The organism is Candidatus Binatia bacterium (genome assembly GCA_023150935.1).
GTDB lineage: Bacteria > Desulfobacterota > Binatia > HRBIN30 > HRBIN30 > JAKLJW01.
In genome coordinates this window covers 12,578-27,658 of the sequence record JAKLJW010000055.1, presented here as the reverse complement: position 1 = coordinate 27,658, position 15,081 = coordinate 12,578, and the positions used below count along the sequence as shown (strand labels likewise).

Sequence of the window (15,081 nt, the reverse complement as noted above, 5' to 3'; positions counted from 1 at the left end):
CAGCGACTTCTCGATCTCGCTCGCGAGCGTGCCGCGGAGCAGACGGCAGCGGCCGACGGCGCCCGCGTGCGGACGACTGTCCGGCCGGAGTTGGTCGAGTTTGCCGAGGCCGGGGCAACGCCGAGCGAAGAGCCCCTGCCGGTGAACTTCGACTCCTACGTCGACCTGCTCGAGGCCACTGGCGCCGCGGTGCGTTCCGGTAGACCGGAAGCGGCTCTCCCCGACAGCGCCGTGCGGACCCTCGAGCGGCTGGGGATCCGCAGCGAGCGTTGGCTCGAGACGATCCGCGATTACCGGCGACGCTTCTTCTCGATGATCGGCTGCGTGCACCGCATCGAGATCCACTGCGCCCGCACCGACCGCGACCAGGCCAAAGGCACTCGCTGGGCTGCCCGCGTGTTCCGCAACTGCGCCTGAGAGACCGCCTCCACCGTCCCAACTGTCGGCTCCGCTTTCATCTCCGCGCGTCCGACCGCTCTACGAGCCGACCCGCACTCGAGCCAGAAGCTCGTTCTCCTCGATGTGGCCGCCGTGCGAGTTTCCGACCTGATCGAGTCGTCGGCATTATGCCGAGATGGGTGTCTTGGTCCTCTTGGTCCTCCTTGTTTGGTCCTCTTGGTCCTCGCTTGGTCCCTAGATGGGTGGGTGTCTTGGTCCCTCCCGGTCTTGGTCCCTCCCGGTCCCTCCGTCGGTCCGTCATCACGCTTCCCGGCGGCGGGTTTCTTTGCCACCGGCGGCCCCATGCACAGCCCGCTTCTATCGTTGCCGGGAAGGCGGGGTCAACGCGCCCAGGGGCCCGGCCGCGTGTAATTCCTGTGTAATCGGGCCCGGGAAACCCCATCCCAACGGAGAGTCGGGGAGAATTCCCAGCCGACCTCAAGAGCGTGGAAGCCCAGCAGGATCGAAGGTCCGAGACTCTGTCCGTGGAGCCTCCGCGGAATCGCCGCATCACGCCGTCTCGAAGTACACGCTCTTCACCTCGCTGTAATGATCCATTGCCGCCATGCCGAGTTCGCGGCCGAGGCCGGATTGCTTGTAGCCGCCGAAGGGCAGTTGCAGGTGTACGCTGCTCGACGAGTTCACCGACAGCACACCCGTACGCACGGCGCGAGCGACCCGCAACCCGCGCTTGAGATCGGCCGTCCAGAGCGAACCCGACAGCCCGTAGACGGTGTCGTTGGCGAGCGCGATCGCCTCTTCCTCCGTATCGAAGGTCAGGACGCTCGCCACCGGCCCGAAGATCTCCTCGTCGACGATTCGCATGCGCGGCCGCGCCCCCGCGAAAATCGCCGGGCTCAGAAAGTAGCCGCGTTCGCATCCGGCAGGGGCAAGCCGCTCGCCGCCGCAGAGCAAGCGCGCACCCTCCGCCTTGCCGGCGGCGATATAGTCCTCGGTTCGCTGCCGCTGCCCCGGGGAGATCACCGGCCCCATCTGCGTGCTCTCCGCCAGCGGATCGCCGACGGCGATCGACCGCGCCGCCGCCACCAGGGCCTCGATAAAGCGGTCGGCGACGCGGCGCTCGACGACGATACGCGAACGCGCACAGCAGTCCTGACCGGCATTCGCAAACACCGACGCCACCGCCTCGCGCGCCACCGTTTCGAGGTCGACGTCGGCGAACACGATGTTCGGCGACTTGCCGCCCAGCTCGAGCCCGACCCGCTTGATGGTTCCCGCCGCCGCCGTCATGATCGCCCTGCCCGTCGCCGTCTCGCCGGTGAAGCCGATCTTGGCGACGTCGGGGTGCGCGGCAAGCGCCGCCCCGATCGCCGCCCCCGAACCGGGCACGACATTGAGCACGCCGGGCGGTAGCCCCGCCGCCAACGCCAGCTCGCCGAGCCGCAACGCACTCAGCGGCGTCAAGCTCGCCGGCTTGAGTACCACCGTGTTGCCGCAGGCGAGCGCCGGCGCCAGCTTCCACGCCGCGATTACCATCGGGAAATTCCACGGCACGATCAGGCCAACCACACCCAGTGGCTCGTGGAGGGTCATGGCCAGGCCGCCCTTCCCGGGTACGACGGTGTGTCCGAAGAACTTGTCGGCGGCAGCCGCGTAGTAACGCAGCGTGTCGGCGACGTGACCCGCCTCCCAGCGCGCGTCGCCGATCGGCTTGCCGGCGTTGCGCGCTTCGAGAACGGCAAGCTCTTCCGCATTGGCACGGACAAGGTCCGCAAAGCGAAACAGGATCTCGGCGCGCCCTACCGGAGTGATGGCGGACCAGTCCGGCAGCGCACCGCGGGCCGCGGCCACGGCGGCTTCGAGGTCGTCGACGTTCGCGGCCGCCACCTCGGCAAACACTTCGCCGCGGGCCGGTTCGATAACTTCGGCGCGGCCGTGTCCGGAAAGGCGCTGGCCGCCGATCAGTAGTTCGTGCATGTCTCCTCCTGGCGCGGTGCGGCCGCACCGCGGGCGATGATACGAAGGCCGGGCGGCGGGGGCCAGAGGAAGGCACCGGGCGGCCACCCCTTCGTTCCCCGCGTTTGCGCCGGTACCGGCCCAATCACGCAAGTACGAATTCGATTCCGTCGTCCGGCACGTTCTGATACAGACCTACGGCTTGCAAAGGAGGGCAACCTTGAAAGCCGTAAGAGTGAAGACCTCATGGGCTCTGCTGCTGGCGCTGGCAGCAGTTGCGGGCTGCGGCGACGGCGACGATTCGGCACCGCCGACCCTCGACCGACAACTGCAAAGGTCGATCGAGGCCGCCGGTATCAGTACGCTGGATTCCGGCCCGACGCCACCGACGGCGAAAGTCGACCTGGGCCGGGCACTGATGTTCGACAAGCTCCTGAGTGGCAACCGCGACATCTCCTGCGCCACCTGTCACCATCCTCTGCTGCATACTGGCGACGCCCTCTCGCTGCCGCTGGGAACCGGCGCCCGCGGCCTCGGGCCGGCGCGCGTTCCCTTGACCGAGCAGGGTTTCATACCGCGTAACGCGCCGGAGGCGTTCAACCGGGGTGCACCCGAATGGCGGACGATGTTCTGGGATATGCGCGTTGCCGGCAGTGCCGACTCGGGCTTCTCCACCCCAGCGGGGGACCGGCTCCCCGGCGGCCTCGAAAACGTGCTTGCCGCGCAGGCGATGTTTCCGGTTACCTCTCCGGAAGAAATGCGCGGTGCGCCCGGCGACCACGACGTCTTCGGTCAGCCGAACGAACTCGCCGCGATCGACGGCAACGACCTCGGCGCGATTTGGGACGCGCTCATGCAACGGATTCTCGCGATTCCGGAATACGTCGCGATGTTCAACGCCGCCTTCCCCGATGTCGCCAACGGCGAGTTGGGATTCCAGCACGCGGCCAACGCCATTGCGGCGTTCGAGATCGACGCCTGGACCTTCACGGAGAGCCCGTGGGACCGCTATGTTGCGGGCGATCGTTCGGCTTTGTCGGACAGCGCCAAGCGCGGCGCCATCCTGTTCTTCGGCGACGCGGGATGCGCCACGTGCCATAGCGGCAACCTCTTGACCGACCAGAAGGCCCACAACATCGGCGTACCGCAGATCGGGCCGGGAAAGGGGACCTCGGCGCCCGAGGATTATGGCCGGGAACTGGTAAGCCACAACCCGGCGGACCGTTACGCGTTCCGCACCCCGCCGCTGCGCAACGTGGCCATGACCGGACCGTGGATGCACGACGGCGCGTTCACCACGCTGCGTGGGGCCGTGGAACACGTTCTCGATCCCGCCCGCTCGCTGCGCCAATACGACGTTGCGCAACTCTCCGAGGAGCTGCAACCCACCTTCCAGGGCGACGACGCCACCATCGAGGCGATTCTGGCGGGTCTGGACCCCGACATTGCCACTCCGCGTCTTCTCTCGGAGCAGCAGGTCGACGATCTGATGAGTTTTCTCGAAGCGCTGACCGATCCGGCAGCCGGCGACCAGAGCCGCGACATTCCTGACTCGGTGCCTAGCGGCTTGCCGGTCTATGATTGAGGCGCGGACGCCCGCAGGCGCGCGGGCGCCGGTGCCGGACGATCGGTTTCTGCGGGGCGCGCGGCCTTTCGATCGAGCGGGAGCGGCAGCCAGATGCCGCTCCCGCCTCACGGCTCGCAGCCGGCGAGCGAGGCGTTGACCGCGGCGATCAGCTCGTTAACGGTAATCTGGCCGTCGCCGTCCGCGTCGCCTGCCTCGCAATCGAAGACCGGGGCCCCGCCCAGCGCGACAATCACCATGGTGACCAGATCGTCGATGGTCACCGCACCGTCCTGCGCGCAGTCGCCGACGCAACTCACGGTGCGGGTCACCCCAACGCGTACCGTGGCCCGGGTTTCCATACCGTCCGAATCGGTCGCGGTCAGCGTTATGACCTGCTCGCCGGGCGAAAGCGCCAGACCGGGCACGATCAGTGTGGCGCCGCTGCCCAGAGGTCCGTCGCGATCCGACGACCACTGCAAAGCGTCTCCTGAAAGCGAACCGTCCTCCGGGTCGACTGCCCAGGCGGTAAAGACCCGCGTCTCCGCCTCGTTTACTTCTTCGTCGTCGCGCGGCGACGAAATCGCCACCTCGGGGGGCTTGCGGCCGATGCGGAATGGTCCGCCCAGGATTTCGTGGGTGTCGAAACCATCGCTGGCGAGCACGCGCACCAGACACTGCTCGCCACCGGGAAGCTCGCCCGCGTCGAGTTCGTACTCAGGATCCGTCCGGTCCACCGCCAGCGGCGTCCACGTCTCCCCGCCATCGTGGCTGAACGACACCGTGAAGAAGAGCGGATCGCCGTCGGCGTCCGAGGCCTGCCAGGTCAGGGCGGCCGTTCCTTCGAGGCTCGCGCCCGCTGCCGGCGACACCCACGCTCCCTGCGGTGCATGCGCGCTCGCACGGCGTTCGTGCACAACAACGCCGGAGCGGAGAAGCTGGACGCGGTCGAGTCCGGTGGGCCGCGGCAACCACCACTGGAACGGTGCGACGTCGCTCGGCGGCTCGTCGGGCACGTCGAACCGCAAGTCGAACGGGTAGCCGGCAAGCGTCTGTCCGGACGAATCGAGGAGACGGACTTCGGCGGCTGCCGCCGGTGCGCCGTTCGGCACCCCGGGCGCGGCCGTCACAGTGAAGAGCGGATAGAATCCGCCGCTGCCGTCGTCGTCCAGCCAGCCACGCACCAGCATCGCGGGGACCTCGGACTCGGCAAGCTGCGCGCCCGCGCCGACCGGTTTCTGGAGCTTGCCAAGCAGGAACTTCCATTCCACCGGCGAGATCGAGTCGCCCCCGTAGGTCATGAAGGTCATGCTGTTCTCGACCTGCATGAGGAAGGGGTCGAACGGCGTCTCGACGGGACTGCAGTCGTCGTAGGGTGCCGGCCAGGGATGCCAGAGGTCGGGGTTCAGGAAGCACGGGAAGTGGCCGAGACCGAAGTTGTGGGCGACCTCGTGGGCGCCGATCTTCGCCATGGGCGCCGCTCCGAGGCAAGCGCGGCCGGAGCCGATCGACACGATCGGCGGGGCGCCTTCGGCAACGCCGTCGGGGACATCGCCGCCGGCTGTCGAGCCGGGCGGGAACCACGCCAGCAACGTGTCGTAATCGCGCTGGGCGGGGACCTCCACGACCAATCGGTTGTTGAGAAACGACGACATCGCCCAGTGCGTCTTCCCGTTCACGACGAAGTCGTCGCGGATATCCGGCTTGATCTTCTTGAAGGTCTTGAAGGTGGAATCGGCGGGAACCTCGATAAAGTAGTCCAGGATGCCGGGGACAAACTTCTGATAGTCGATTATTGCCGTCGGGAAGACGACTCGCGCCACGTCGAGCGACCGCTGTACGACCCACGACTCGTCGGCCAGGTTCGGCCCCGTGAACGGAAAGCTCGGGAATCTGGTGCTCGGGTCGGGATCGTAGTTCACGCGCAACCACTTGATCTTCGCCGGTCGCGTCGTGGTGACCGCCACGACGGCCGCGGCGGCGGTGTTGTTGGTCGGGTCCGGATCGGGCCACCGGTTATCGGCGTTGACCTGAGCCCAGGCATACAGGGTTCCGGGTAGCGGCGCGGCGATCAGGAAGTTCGCCGTGGTGGCGGTCTTCCAGCGGTCCCATTTCAGGGGCACTTTGTAGAGTTGCGAGGCGGTGTTGACGACCGGAACCGGGCTGCCCGGAACGGCCCCGGCAACGAACAGGTCGACCCGTACGGCCGGGTATTGGGGTTCGGGCGAGGGCGCTCCCACCCGCGAGATATAGACCCGGGCGGCGGTAAGTTTGCCGGCGACCAGTGGCAGGGAGTTGTCCGGGCAGTTCGGATCGCCTTCGCTGGAGTCGAAGCACTGAATGGCCTGCGTGAGCTCGACGCCGTCCACCTTGAAGTCGATGGGCTGAATGATTTCGAAGGTGGGATTTCCCTTGATCGCCGGTATCGGTTCGTTCGGATCGACATCGACGCGGAGCGGCGGGTAGCGGACGTACCACACGGTGTCCAGCGACGCCTGAAGGTGCGGCGGCGGAAAGCCGACCCACGTGAGCGCCCGCTCTTCGCCGCCTCTACCCGGCTCGACGGCGGTTACTTCATCCTGCGGCTGGGTTAGGACGAGGCTGTAGTACGGGTATTCTCCTTCCTCGTTGAGCAGCGGTGTCAGGAAAAACCCGCCGTCGACCCCCGTGAGGGCCTGCGCCACCAGCACGCCCGGCCGTTCGGCGTTGTCGGCGCCGTGGAGTTCGACCCGAACGTCAACCAGCGGCCGATGGCGCAATGGGTTTCCGAGGTACACGTAGCCACCGAAGCCAACGCCCCTTGCCCCCGGGGTCGGGAGCGGTGTCGGTTCGTGCGTACCGGTGGGTGTGCCGCTGGGCCCCGGCGTGGGCGTGGCGGTGTGGGCCGGCACAGGGGTCGGAGTGGGGCTCGCCGTGGCGGTGGGGGTACGACTGGCCGACGGTGTACCGGTCGGCGTGGAGGTTACGGTCGGTGTTGCCGTCCGGGTCCGGGTCGGCGTGTCGGTGCCCGTGGCGGTCGCCGACGCCGTACGCGTCGGCGAAGCCGTCGCGGTGAGGCTGGCCGTGGTGGTCGGCGTTGCGGTTGGCGCAACGCTGGCGGTGGCGGTTGCCGATGACGTGTGCGACGGCGTGGCCGTGAGTGTAGGTGTCACCGTGTGGGTCGGCGTGCGCGTGTGCGTCGGCGTCGCCGTTGGCGTGGCGGTTGCCGTTAACGTCGGCGCGGAGGTGGCCGTTGCGGTCGCGGTTCGGGTCGCTGTGGTCGTCGCCGTTCGTGTCGCCGTCGTGGTGGCCGTCACGGTTGCTGTCGTGGTCGCCGTGCGGGTGCCCGTCGTGGTCGCGGTCATAGTGGCGGTCGTGGTGGCCGTGCGGGTGGCGGTCTGCGTCGGGGTACGCGTCGGCGTGACGGTCTGGGTGGCGGTGACAGTCGACGAAGGGGTCGCCGTGGCCGGCGGCCCGATCGCGGCGGCGTATACGTCGATGCCCAGCGTGGCGCCGTTACGACCGTCTTCCCAAACGGCGAGGAAACCGGAGTCCGGTCCGGACGCGAGCGCCGGTCGCCGCTCGTGACTGCCATGGTTGGAGACGACGACCTCGCCCTCGGGCAGCGTTCCGTCGGTCGCCACCCGGCGCCGGTAGACGTCGTGGTCGGCCGGTGTGTACTCGAATTCCCAGGCCACCAGAAACTCGCCCGCCCCGGGGCGATAGATCGCGTCGGGGTTCTCGCGATGTCTATCGCCGCCCGACGAGATCGCGAAGTTGCCGCCGGAGAGGGTTCCGTCGCCGGCGACCCGCTGGCCGTAAACGGCCCAATCGTTACCCCAGCGATGGTCCTCCCACACGACGAGGAATTCGCCGCCACCGGCACCGAACGCCACGCGCGGTTTGAGCTGATCGTATTCCCAGGTCGAAATCCCGATGGCGCTGCCGAGGAGAGAGCCGGTGGCGCCGATGCGTTGCCCCGAGACGTCGAAATCGCCAGTGCGGGGGCGCTTGTTCTGATAGACCACGAGGAATGCGTTGTTGTACCGGTCGTGGGCAACCGCCGGCGCCAGTTGATCTGTAGTGCTGTCGTCGACGACGATTTGCCCGCCCACCGCGGCGCCGAGGCCGGTCAGACGTTGGGCGCGAATGTCGCGATGGACGAACTCATCGCTGCCGGTGCGATGTTCCCATGCGACCAGGTACTCCTCGTTGGCGGCATTGTAGATCGCCACCGGATTGCTCTCGAAGTTGTTCAACTGGGCGATCACGAACTCGGTCCCGGTGAGCGTGCCATTGGCCGCCACGAGCTGGCCGCGGATATCGTGATCGGTGGGCGAGTATTCGTACTCGTACACCACCAGGAATTCGTCGCGGTCGCGGTTATAGGCGACGGCCGGTGCAAAGCGGGGGTTGGTTCCCAGCGCGGCCACACCGAACGCGGCGCCCAGGGGCTCGCCGCCCGTAGCGACGCGACGGCCGTTGATGTCCCGCTCGGCGCCGGCCCCATCATGGTGGTCTTCCCAGACCACCAGATAGACGCCGGCCCCCTCGGCGAAGGCCGCAGCGGGTTCGATCTGATCGAATTCCCACGAGATTACTGGTTCGGCCGCGGCGGCGATTCGGCTCGTGGCAGGTCCGAACCACGCAAGTGCCGCCAGAACACATCCTGCTGCCAGCACCCGACCCGGTTCCGAGCCCCTGCCGCCGCTGCCGCGCGACGGGTGATGTCCGGCGGATCGCCACATGACGAGGTCCCACCTGACTGCGCCACCCGGAGTGAGTGCAGCACCGAACGTGCCATTGGATCGCTTAGCTTCCCGATTCGCCCTCGGGTCTCATGGCGATCGTGCCTTTGCGTCCGTGGGAATGGGCCGGGGATCGGCCGCGCAGGGCGAAGAATGCCGGGGCGGGCCGGGAATCGGGCCGTTACCGCGGGCTCTCCCGTATTTCCAGCATTATCGCCTGGAGGATCAGTTCGAAGCCGAGCAGAAACGGCAACACGCTGAGCATCACCGTGCCGGTGCTGGCGGGAACGCCGGAGGCCAGCGAGCGGGCCCAGGTCGCCATGGCGAAGACGAACCCGAAGATCATCAGCGGCGCACCGAGCAGCCAGAACATCCCGATCGGCGAGAAATCGCGCAGCATGTACTTCTCCCACACGCGCCGTACAAAACCGCGCGTGAGGTAGGCCGGGAAACGGAGCAGAATACGTTCGACTCGCAACGACGACTGCTCGTTACCGTAGTGCGCCGGTATCGGAACGTCTTTTACCCGGCAATTGAAGACATTCAGATGGATCAGCATGTCGTTCTCGAAGAAGAACCACGGGTTGATGTCGTCGAGATCGAGAGCGCGCAACGCCGTCGCCTTGACGGCCAGGAAGCCGTTTTGTGGATCGAAGATGTGCCAGTAACCGGATGCCAGCTTGGTCAGGAAGGTCAGGGCGAGATTGCCGAGCAGGCGCGGCACGGGCATCTGGCGCAGGGCGGTGGCGTGCAGGAAACGGTTGCCCTTGGCGTAGTCGTAACCCTCGCGCACCAGCGGCGCGAGCAGCGCCGCGATGCGCTGCGGGTCCATCTGGCCGTCGCCGTCGACCTTGACCACGAGGTCCGCCTCCAGCTCGAGGGCGCGCCGAGCCCCCGCAATCGTCGCGCCACCGACACCACGCGGGGCCGGATGACGGATCACATGCACGCGCGGATCCCCGACTGCGGCGGCGACCTTCGCCGTGTCGTCGGTGCTGCCGTCGTCGACGACGACGACGACGTCCACGTACTGCGGCATCCGCCGCACGACATCTCCGACGTGTGCCGCCTCGTTGAGGGCCGGCACCACCACGGCCACGCGCTGTCCGTCGAACATGATCGTCCTGCGTGTACGTCGCCCGGGTTCGCCAAGTCAATGCCGGCCGAACCGCGGCGCGGGGGGCGGGATTCCCGGTCGGCTATCTGATCTGTTTTCTGAAGAACGTCGTCGCCAGGCCGAGGATGACGATGCTGAAGCCGACCAGAATGCCGGCTTCGTCCTTGAGCTCCGTCCAGCCGACGCCCTTGAGGAAGATGCCGCGCACGATCGTTATGTAATACCGCAACGGGATCGCGTAGGTGAACTTCTGCACCACCTCCGGCATGCTGGCGATGGGGAACATGAACCCGGAGAAGAACATGTTCGGCAGGATGATGAACTGTCCGGTCATCGAGGCCTGTTGCTGGGTGTCCGAGAGCGCCGAAGCCATCAGGCCCATGCCGAGGCAGGTGAAGATGAAGAGCCCCGTGAGGGCGAACAGCAGCGGGATGCTGCCGGCAATGGCGACGTCGAACCAGTACGTACCGACGAGGATGACCAGGGTAACGTTGACGTAGCCGAGGCCGACGAAAGGCAGCGCTTTGCCGATGATGTACTCGAACCGTTTGATCGGCGACACGAGAATCTGCTCGATGGTGCCGCGTTCCTTCTCCTTCACGATGGCCATCGCCGTCATGATCACCAGCGATTCCATGAGCAGGATGCAAATGATTCCCGGCACCATGAAGCGCAGCATGCGCAGCTCCGGGTTGAACCACATGCGGGGCTCGGCCTCGACCGGGGCCGGCGGAGCCAGGCGCGCGGCGCGGCCGTCCGGCATCAGAACGTCGACAGCCTGAGTCCAGGTCACCTGCTGGAGGTACGACGACGCAATCGTCGCGGTGTTGGAGTTGCTGCCGTCGATCGCCGCCATCACCGGCGCCGTCTCGCCGCGCTTGAGCCGCATGGCGAAGTCGGGCGGGATGGCGAGTACGACCTTGACGACGCCCCGATCGAGCAGACCGTCGGCGTCGTCGAGCCGGGCGCAGGGGGCGCGCACCCGGAAGTAGCCGCTGCGCTCGAGTTGCTCGACCAGGCTGCGGCTTTCCGGCGTGCGACTGAAATCGCAAACGGCAAGGTCGATGTTATCGACGTCGTTGGCAACCACGTACCCGAAGATGAACAGCTCCAGCACCGGCATCATGAGGACGAGCCCGAACATGCGCCGGTCGCGGCGGATCTGAATGATCTCCTTGCGAACGATTTCGATAATGCGACGCAGCGAGGCGAGCATGGCGACTCGATCAATCCAGCCGGTCGCGGAACCGCGCGGCGCTGAGCGCGACGATGCCCACCGCGAAGACGGTCATGAACACCGCGTCGGGCCAGAGCACCTCCAGCCCGACGCCTTTCAGATAGATGCCCCGAATCGCATCGACGAAGTAGCGTCCGGGAAAGAAGTACGAGATCGCCTGAATCGCCACCGGCATGTATTCGATCGGGAACACGAAGCCGGACAGCAGCACCGAAGGCAACAAGGAAAGGAAGACGGCGGCCAGCATCGCGGTCTGCATGTTGTCGGCCAGCGTCGACACGAAGACGCCGACCCCGAGCGAGCAGACCAGGTAGAGGACGGACACGAACGCGAACTGCACGAGGCTGCCCTTGATGGGCACGCCGAACACGAAGTAACCGGCGGCGACAATGATGGCGAGGTCGACAATGGCGATGATGGTGTAGGGCACGATCTTGCCGATCATCATTTCTATCGGCCGGATGGGCGATACGAGGATCTGCTCGATGGTGCCGCGTTCCTTCTCCTTGACGATACTGAGAGCGGTGAGAATGGCGCCGACGATCATCATGATCACGGCAATGACGCCGGGGACGATGAAGTTGACGCTTTCGAGTTGCGGGTTGTACCAGACGCGGCTGGCCACCTCGATCGGCGCCACCGCCGCGCCGTCGGCATAGCGGGCGGCAAAGCGGTTAACGATGGCCAGTGCGTACCCCTGCGCGATCGTCGCCGTGTTCGAGTCGGAAGCGTCGATGAGGACCTGCACGGCCGTCGGCGTGCCGAGCCGCAGCCGGTCGGCGAAATCGTACGGAATGACCGCGGCGGCCCGTGCCCGCTCGGTGGCAAGATCGCGTTCGACCTCGCGCTGGTGGCGCGCGTGCCGGGCAATCCGGAAGTAGCCGGATCGCGTCAGTTCCTCGATCAGGGTGCGGCTTTCCGGCGTCTCGCTGTAGTCCAGAACCGTCACGGCGACGTTCTCGACGTCGTAGCGTATGCCGTACCCGTACATGATCAGCATGCTGATCGGGTAGAGCAGCGTGAGCAGAAGGCTGCGGCGGTCGCGGAGGACGTCGATCAGCTCGCGCTGCATGACGGCGCGGATGCTGCGTGCGGCGCGCTGCCAACCCAGCGCCGCACTCACGCCGGCTCCCCGGTTTGTTCGATGATGGCAACGAAGGCGTCCTCGAGCGACGGCTCGATGCGTTCGAGGCGTTCGATACGCACCCCGGCCGCCGCGAGGGCCGCCGCGATTGCGGTCCGCGCCGCGGCCTCGTCGCCGGCGACGACGTGCAGGGCATTGCCGAACAGGGCGACGCTGGCAATCTCCGCGCGCCCCTTGAGCGCCGCGTATGCGGTCATCAGGGCGCCGCACTCGACTTCGAGCAGAGCGCGGGACATGTGCTCGTGCTTGAGTGTGGACGGGCTGCCGCTGGCGACGATGCGGCCGCCGTAGATGAGCGCCAGACGGTCGCAGTGCTCGGCCTCGTCCATGAAGTGCGTGGTCACGAACACCGTGATGCCCCGGTGCGCAAGGTCGCCGATCATATCCCAGAAATCGCGGCGCGAGGCCGGATCGACGCCACTCGTCGGCTCGTCGAGGAAGAGGATGGGCGGTTCGTGCAGCACGGCACAGCCGAGGGCGAGGCGCTGCCGCCAGCCACCGGCGAGTTCTCCGGTGCGCATGCCGCCGCGGCCGCGGAGGTCGGCCATCTCGAGAGCCCAGGCGATGCGGGCCTCGCGCTGGGCGCCGCGCACCCCGTAAATGCCCGCGAAGAAGCGCAGGTTCTCCTCGACGGTGAGATCCTCGTACAGCGAGAACTTCTGCGACATATAGCCGATGCTGTTCTTGACGCGGTCGGTGTCGGTGGCGACGTCGAAGCCGCCGACCGTGGCGCGACCGGAGGTCGGGCGCAGGATGCCGCAGAGCATGCGGATCGTCGTCGACTTGCCGGCCCCGTTCGGACCGAGGAAACCGAACACGGTGCCGGAACGGACCTCGAGGTCGAGGCGATCGACCGCCACGAAGTCGCCGAACACCCGCGTCAGCCCTTCGACGGCGACGGCGACCTCGCTCACGCCGCCTCCGTGGCGCCGCCGCGGTGCGCGTAGGCGAGGAAGACGTCTTCCAGCGAAGGTTCGCGCACCGTCCAGTGCAGCACTTCCACGCCGGCCGCCGCGATCTGGGCGAGTGCGGCGGTGGCGTCGAAGCCGGGGCGCGGCAGGGTGACGTGGACCCGGTCTCCGAACAGCACGGAATTGGCGAACGCGGGCACGTGCCGCAGCGTCCACTGGGCGGCCCGGGGTTCGGGGCAGCGCAAGTCGAGCACAACCACGCCGAGGGCGGCTTTCAACTCGGGCGGCGCGCCGCAGGCGATCAGGCGTCCCTCGAGCAGGAATCCGACGCGGGCGCAGCGCTCTGCCTCGTCCATGTACGGGGTCGACAGGAGAATCGTCGAGCCCTCCTGGAGGAGGTCGTAGAGGATGAGCCAGAAATCGCGGCGCGACAGCGGATCGACCCCGATGGTCGGCTCGTCGAGCAGCAGCACGTGCGGTTGGTGGATCAGGCAGGTGGCGAGGCTTAGCTTCTGCTTCATGCCGCCGGAGAGGTTGCGGGCGAGGCGATGCTTGAAGGGGCCGAGGCGGCTGAACTGCATGAGCCGCTCGATGCGGGCCGGACGCGCCGCTGCGGGTACGCCCCAGACCTCGGCCACGTAAAGCAGGTTTTCGAGCACGGTGAGCGTTTCGGACAGACTGAACCGCTGCGACATGTAGCCGATCTGACGCTTGACCGCGTCGCGGTCGGCACTGACGTCGACGCCGCCGATGCGTACCGTGCCGGCGGTCGGACGCAACAGGCCGGCGAGGGTCCGCAGGAAAGTCGTCTTACCGGCGCCGTCGGGGCCGACGAGGCCGAAGAGTTCGCCGGGGGCGACACTGAGTGAAACGTCGCGCACGGCGGCCACGGTACCGTAGGACTTGCACAGGCCGTCGGTTTGAATCGCGGGTGCGCTCACGGGGTCGCGGCGTGGGCTTCGGGTCCGGGCTCGACCGGCAGGACGGCGTCGGCGGGCATGCCGGGCTTGAGAACGGTGTCGCGCGTGGCGACTTCGAGCTTGACCCGATAGACGAGCTTGACGCGTTCGTCGGGGGTCTGGATGTTCTTCGGCGTGAACTCGGCGCGGTCGGCGACAAAGGTCACGGTGCCGGGGAACGGCTGGTCGGGAAACGAGTCGACGGTAACGTAACCGCGCATCCCGAGGCGTACCTTTCCGAGATCGCGTTCGCCGACGTACAGGTTCACCCACGGCCGCGACAGATCGCCGACGGTGACCACCGGGGTACCGGGCTGGACCATTTCGCCGGGTTCGCGGCTCTTGCTGAGAACGCGGCCGGACACGGGCGCGAACAGTTCGCAGCGGGCGAGGTTCAACTCGGCAATTTCGAGGGCTGCCCTGGCCTCCTGCAGGCCGGCCCGGGCCTCCTCTATTTCCTCGGTGCGGAACCCTTCGCGCAAGAGGTCCAGTGCCGCGGCGGCGCTGGCCCGTGCCGCCTGCGCCCGGTCGAGGCTGGTGCGTACGCGGTCGAGCTCGGCCTCGGAAATCACTCCCTGGCGTAGCAGAGTTTCGAGACGTTCGTACTCGCGCCGCTGCAACGCCAGGTCGCTCTCGGCGGCGTCGAGGGCGGCTAGGGCCTGGTCAACGTCGCGGGCGCGGGCACCGCTGAGCAGAAGGCGGTAGCGAGCTTCGGCGGCGGCCTTGAGGCCGCGGGCGCGTTCGAGTTGGAGGCGGTACTCGCGGTCGTCCAGCCGGGCGATCGGCTCGCCCTTGTCGAGCACGGCGCCTTCGTCGACGAAGCGCTCGACGATGCGCCCCGGCACTTCGAAGGCGGCGTCGACCTGGGTGACTTCGACGATGCCGGAACCGCTGATGACGTCGGCCCGCCCGTTGACGGCAGCGCGCCACCACCAGGCCGCGGCCGCAGCGCCAGCCAGTCCGACAACTACGAGTATTAGAAGGATGCGTTTCGACATGCCCTGCCGCCCGATCGACGAAGGCCAATAGAGCACATTCGCCATCTTCGCGCACCACAGGGCCGGCGG

The 15,081-nt window shown here is 67.3% G+C and carries 10 protein-coding genes; 2 read left to right on the top strand and 8 right to left on the bottom strand.

From position 1 onward, the window contains the following. Positions 1–417: hypothetical protein (locus tag L6Q96_21150; GenBank protein MCK6557059.1), on the top strand; the 417-nt coding region annotated here is incomplete at its 5' end. 531 nt (positions 418–948) lie between these two features. Here the strand turns inward: L6Q96_21150 and L6Q96_21145 are convergent. Further along, positions 949–2,376: an aldehyde dehydrogenase family protein gene (locus L6Q96_21145; GenBank protein MCK6557058.1), complete on the bottom strand. Its 1,428-nt coding sequence runs from the start codon at positions 2,374–2,376 to the stop codon at positions 949–951. A 199-nt stretch (positions 2,377–2,575) separates the two neighbouring features. Here L6Q96_21145 and L6Q96_21140 point away from each other — a divergent pair, with 199 nt between their 5' ends. Further along, the gene (locus tag L6Q96_21140; GenBank protein ID MCK6557057.1) at positions 2,576–3,940 is read left to right on the top strand and encodes a cytochrome-c peroxidase; all 1,365 of its coding nucleotides are present in this window, start codon (positions 2,576–2,578) and stop codon (positions 3,938–3,940) included. 107 nt (positions 3,941–4,047) lie between these two features. Here L6Q96_21140 and L6Q96_21135 read toward each other — a convergent pair whose 3' ends face one another. From L6Q96_21135 to L6Q96_21105, 7 genes are all read right to left on the bottom strand, one after another. Next, positions 4,048–8,646: a hypothetical protein gene (locus tag L6Q96_21135; GenBank protein ID MCK6557056.1), complete on the bottom strand. Its 4,599-nt coding sequence runs from the start codon at positions 8,644–8,646 to the stop codon at positions 4,048–4,050. Positions 8,647–8,827: 181 nt separating this feature from the next. Next, positions 8,828–9,763, bottom strand: coding sequence for a glycosyltransferase family 2 protein (locus L6Q96_21130; GenBank protein MCK6557055.1), 936 nt, complete (start codon positions 9,761–9,763; stop codon positions 8,828–8,830). Between the two features lie 82 nt (positions 9,764–9,845). Beyond that, the gene (locus L6Q96_21125; protein ID MCK6557054.1) at positions 9,846–10,979 is read right to left on the bottom strand and encodes an ABC transporter permease; all 1,134 of its coding nucleotides are present in this window, start codon (positions 10,977–10,979) and stop codon (positions 9,846–9,848) included. A gap of 10 nt (positions 10,980–10,989) precedes the next feature. After that, positions 10,990–12,123, bottom strand: coding sequence for an ABC transporter permease (locus L6Q96_21120; GenBank protein ID MCK6557053.1), 1,134 nt, complete (start codon positions 12,121–12,123; stop codon positions 10,990–10,992). Then, a complete protein-coding gene (locus tag L6Q96_21115) occupies positions 12,120–13,058 on the bottom strand; it encodes an ABC transporter ATP-binding protein (protein ID MCK6557052.1) in 939 nt (312 codons plus the stop codon). Before L6Q96_21115 ends, L6Q96_21120 begins: the two co-directional genes overlap by 4 nt. Further along, positions 13,055–13,996: an ABC transporter ATP-binding protein gene (locus tag L6Q96_21110; GenBank protein ID MCK6557051.1), complete on the bottom strand. Its 942-nt coding sequence runs from the start codon at positions 13,994–13,996 to the stop codon at positions 13,055–13,057. The genes L6Q96_21115 and L6Q96_21110 overlap by 4 nt, the downstream gene beginning before the upstream one ends. Beyond that, positions 13,993–15,057 carry an HlyD family efflux transporter periplasmic adaptor subunit gene (locus L6Q96_21105; GenBank protein MCK6557050.1) on the bottom strand — a complete coding sequence of 355 codons (1,065 nt, stop codon included), beginning with the start codon at positions 15,055–15,057 and terminating at the stop codon, positions 13,993–13,995. The genes L6Q96_21110 and L6Q96_21105 overlap by 4 nt, the downstream gene beginning before the upstream one ends. Positions 15,058–15,081 lie beyond the last annotated feature (24 nt).

Coding starts and splice junctions, on each gene's coding strand:
- L6Q96_21145 (MCK6557058.1), bottom strand. CDS start 2,376: ATGCACGAACTACTGATCGGCGGCCAGCGCCTTTCCGGACACGGCCGC.
- L6Q96_21135 (MCK6557056.1), bottom strand. CDS start 8,646: ATGTGGCGATCCGCCGGACATCACCCGTCGCGCGGCAGCGGCGGCAGG.
- L6Q96_21130 (MCK6557055.1), bottom strand. CDS start 9,763: ATGTTCGACGGACAGCGCGTGGCCGTGGTGGTGCCGGCCCTCAACGAG.
- L6Q96_21125 (MCK6557054.1), bottom strand. CDS start 10,979: ATGCTCGCCTCGCTGCGTCGCATTATCGAAATCGTTCGCAAGGAGATC.
- L6Q96_21105 (MCK6557050.1), bottom strand. CDS start 15,057: ATGGCGAATGTGCTCTATTGGCCTTCGTCGATCGGGCGGCAGGGCATG.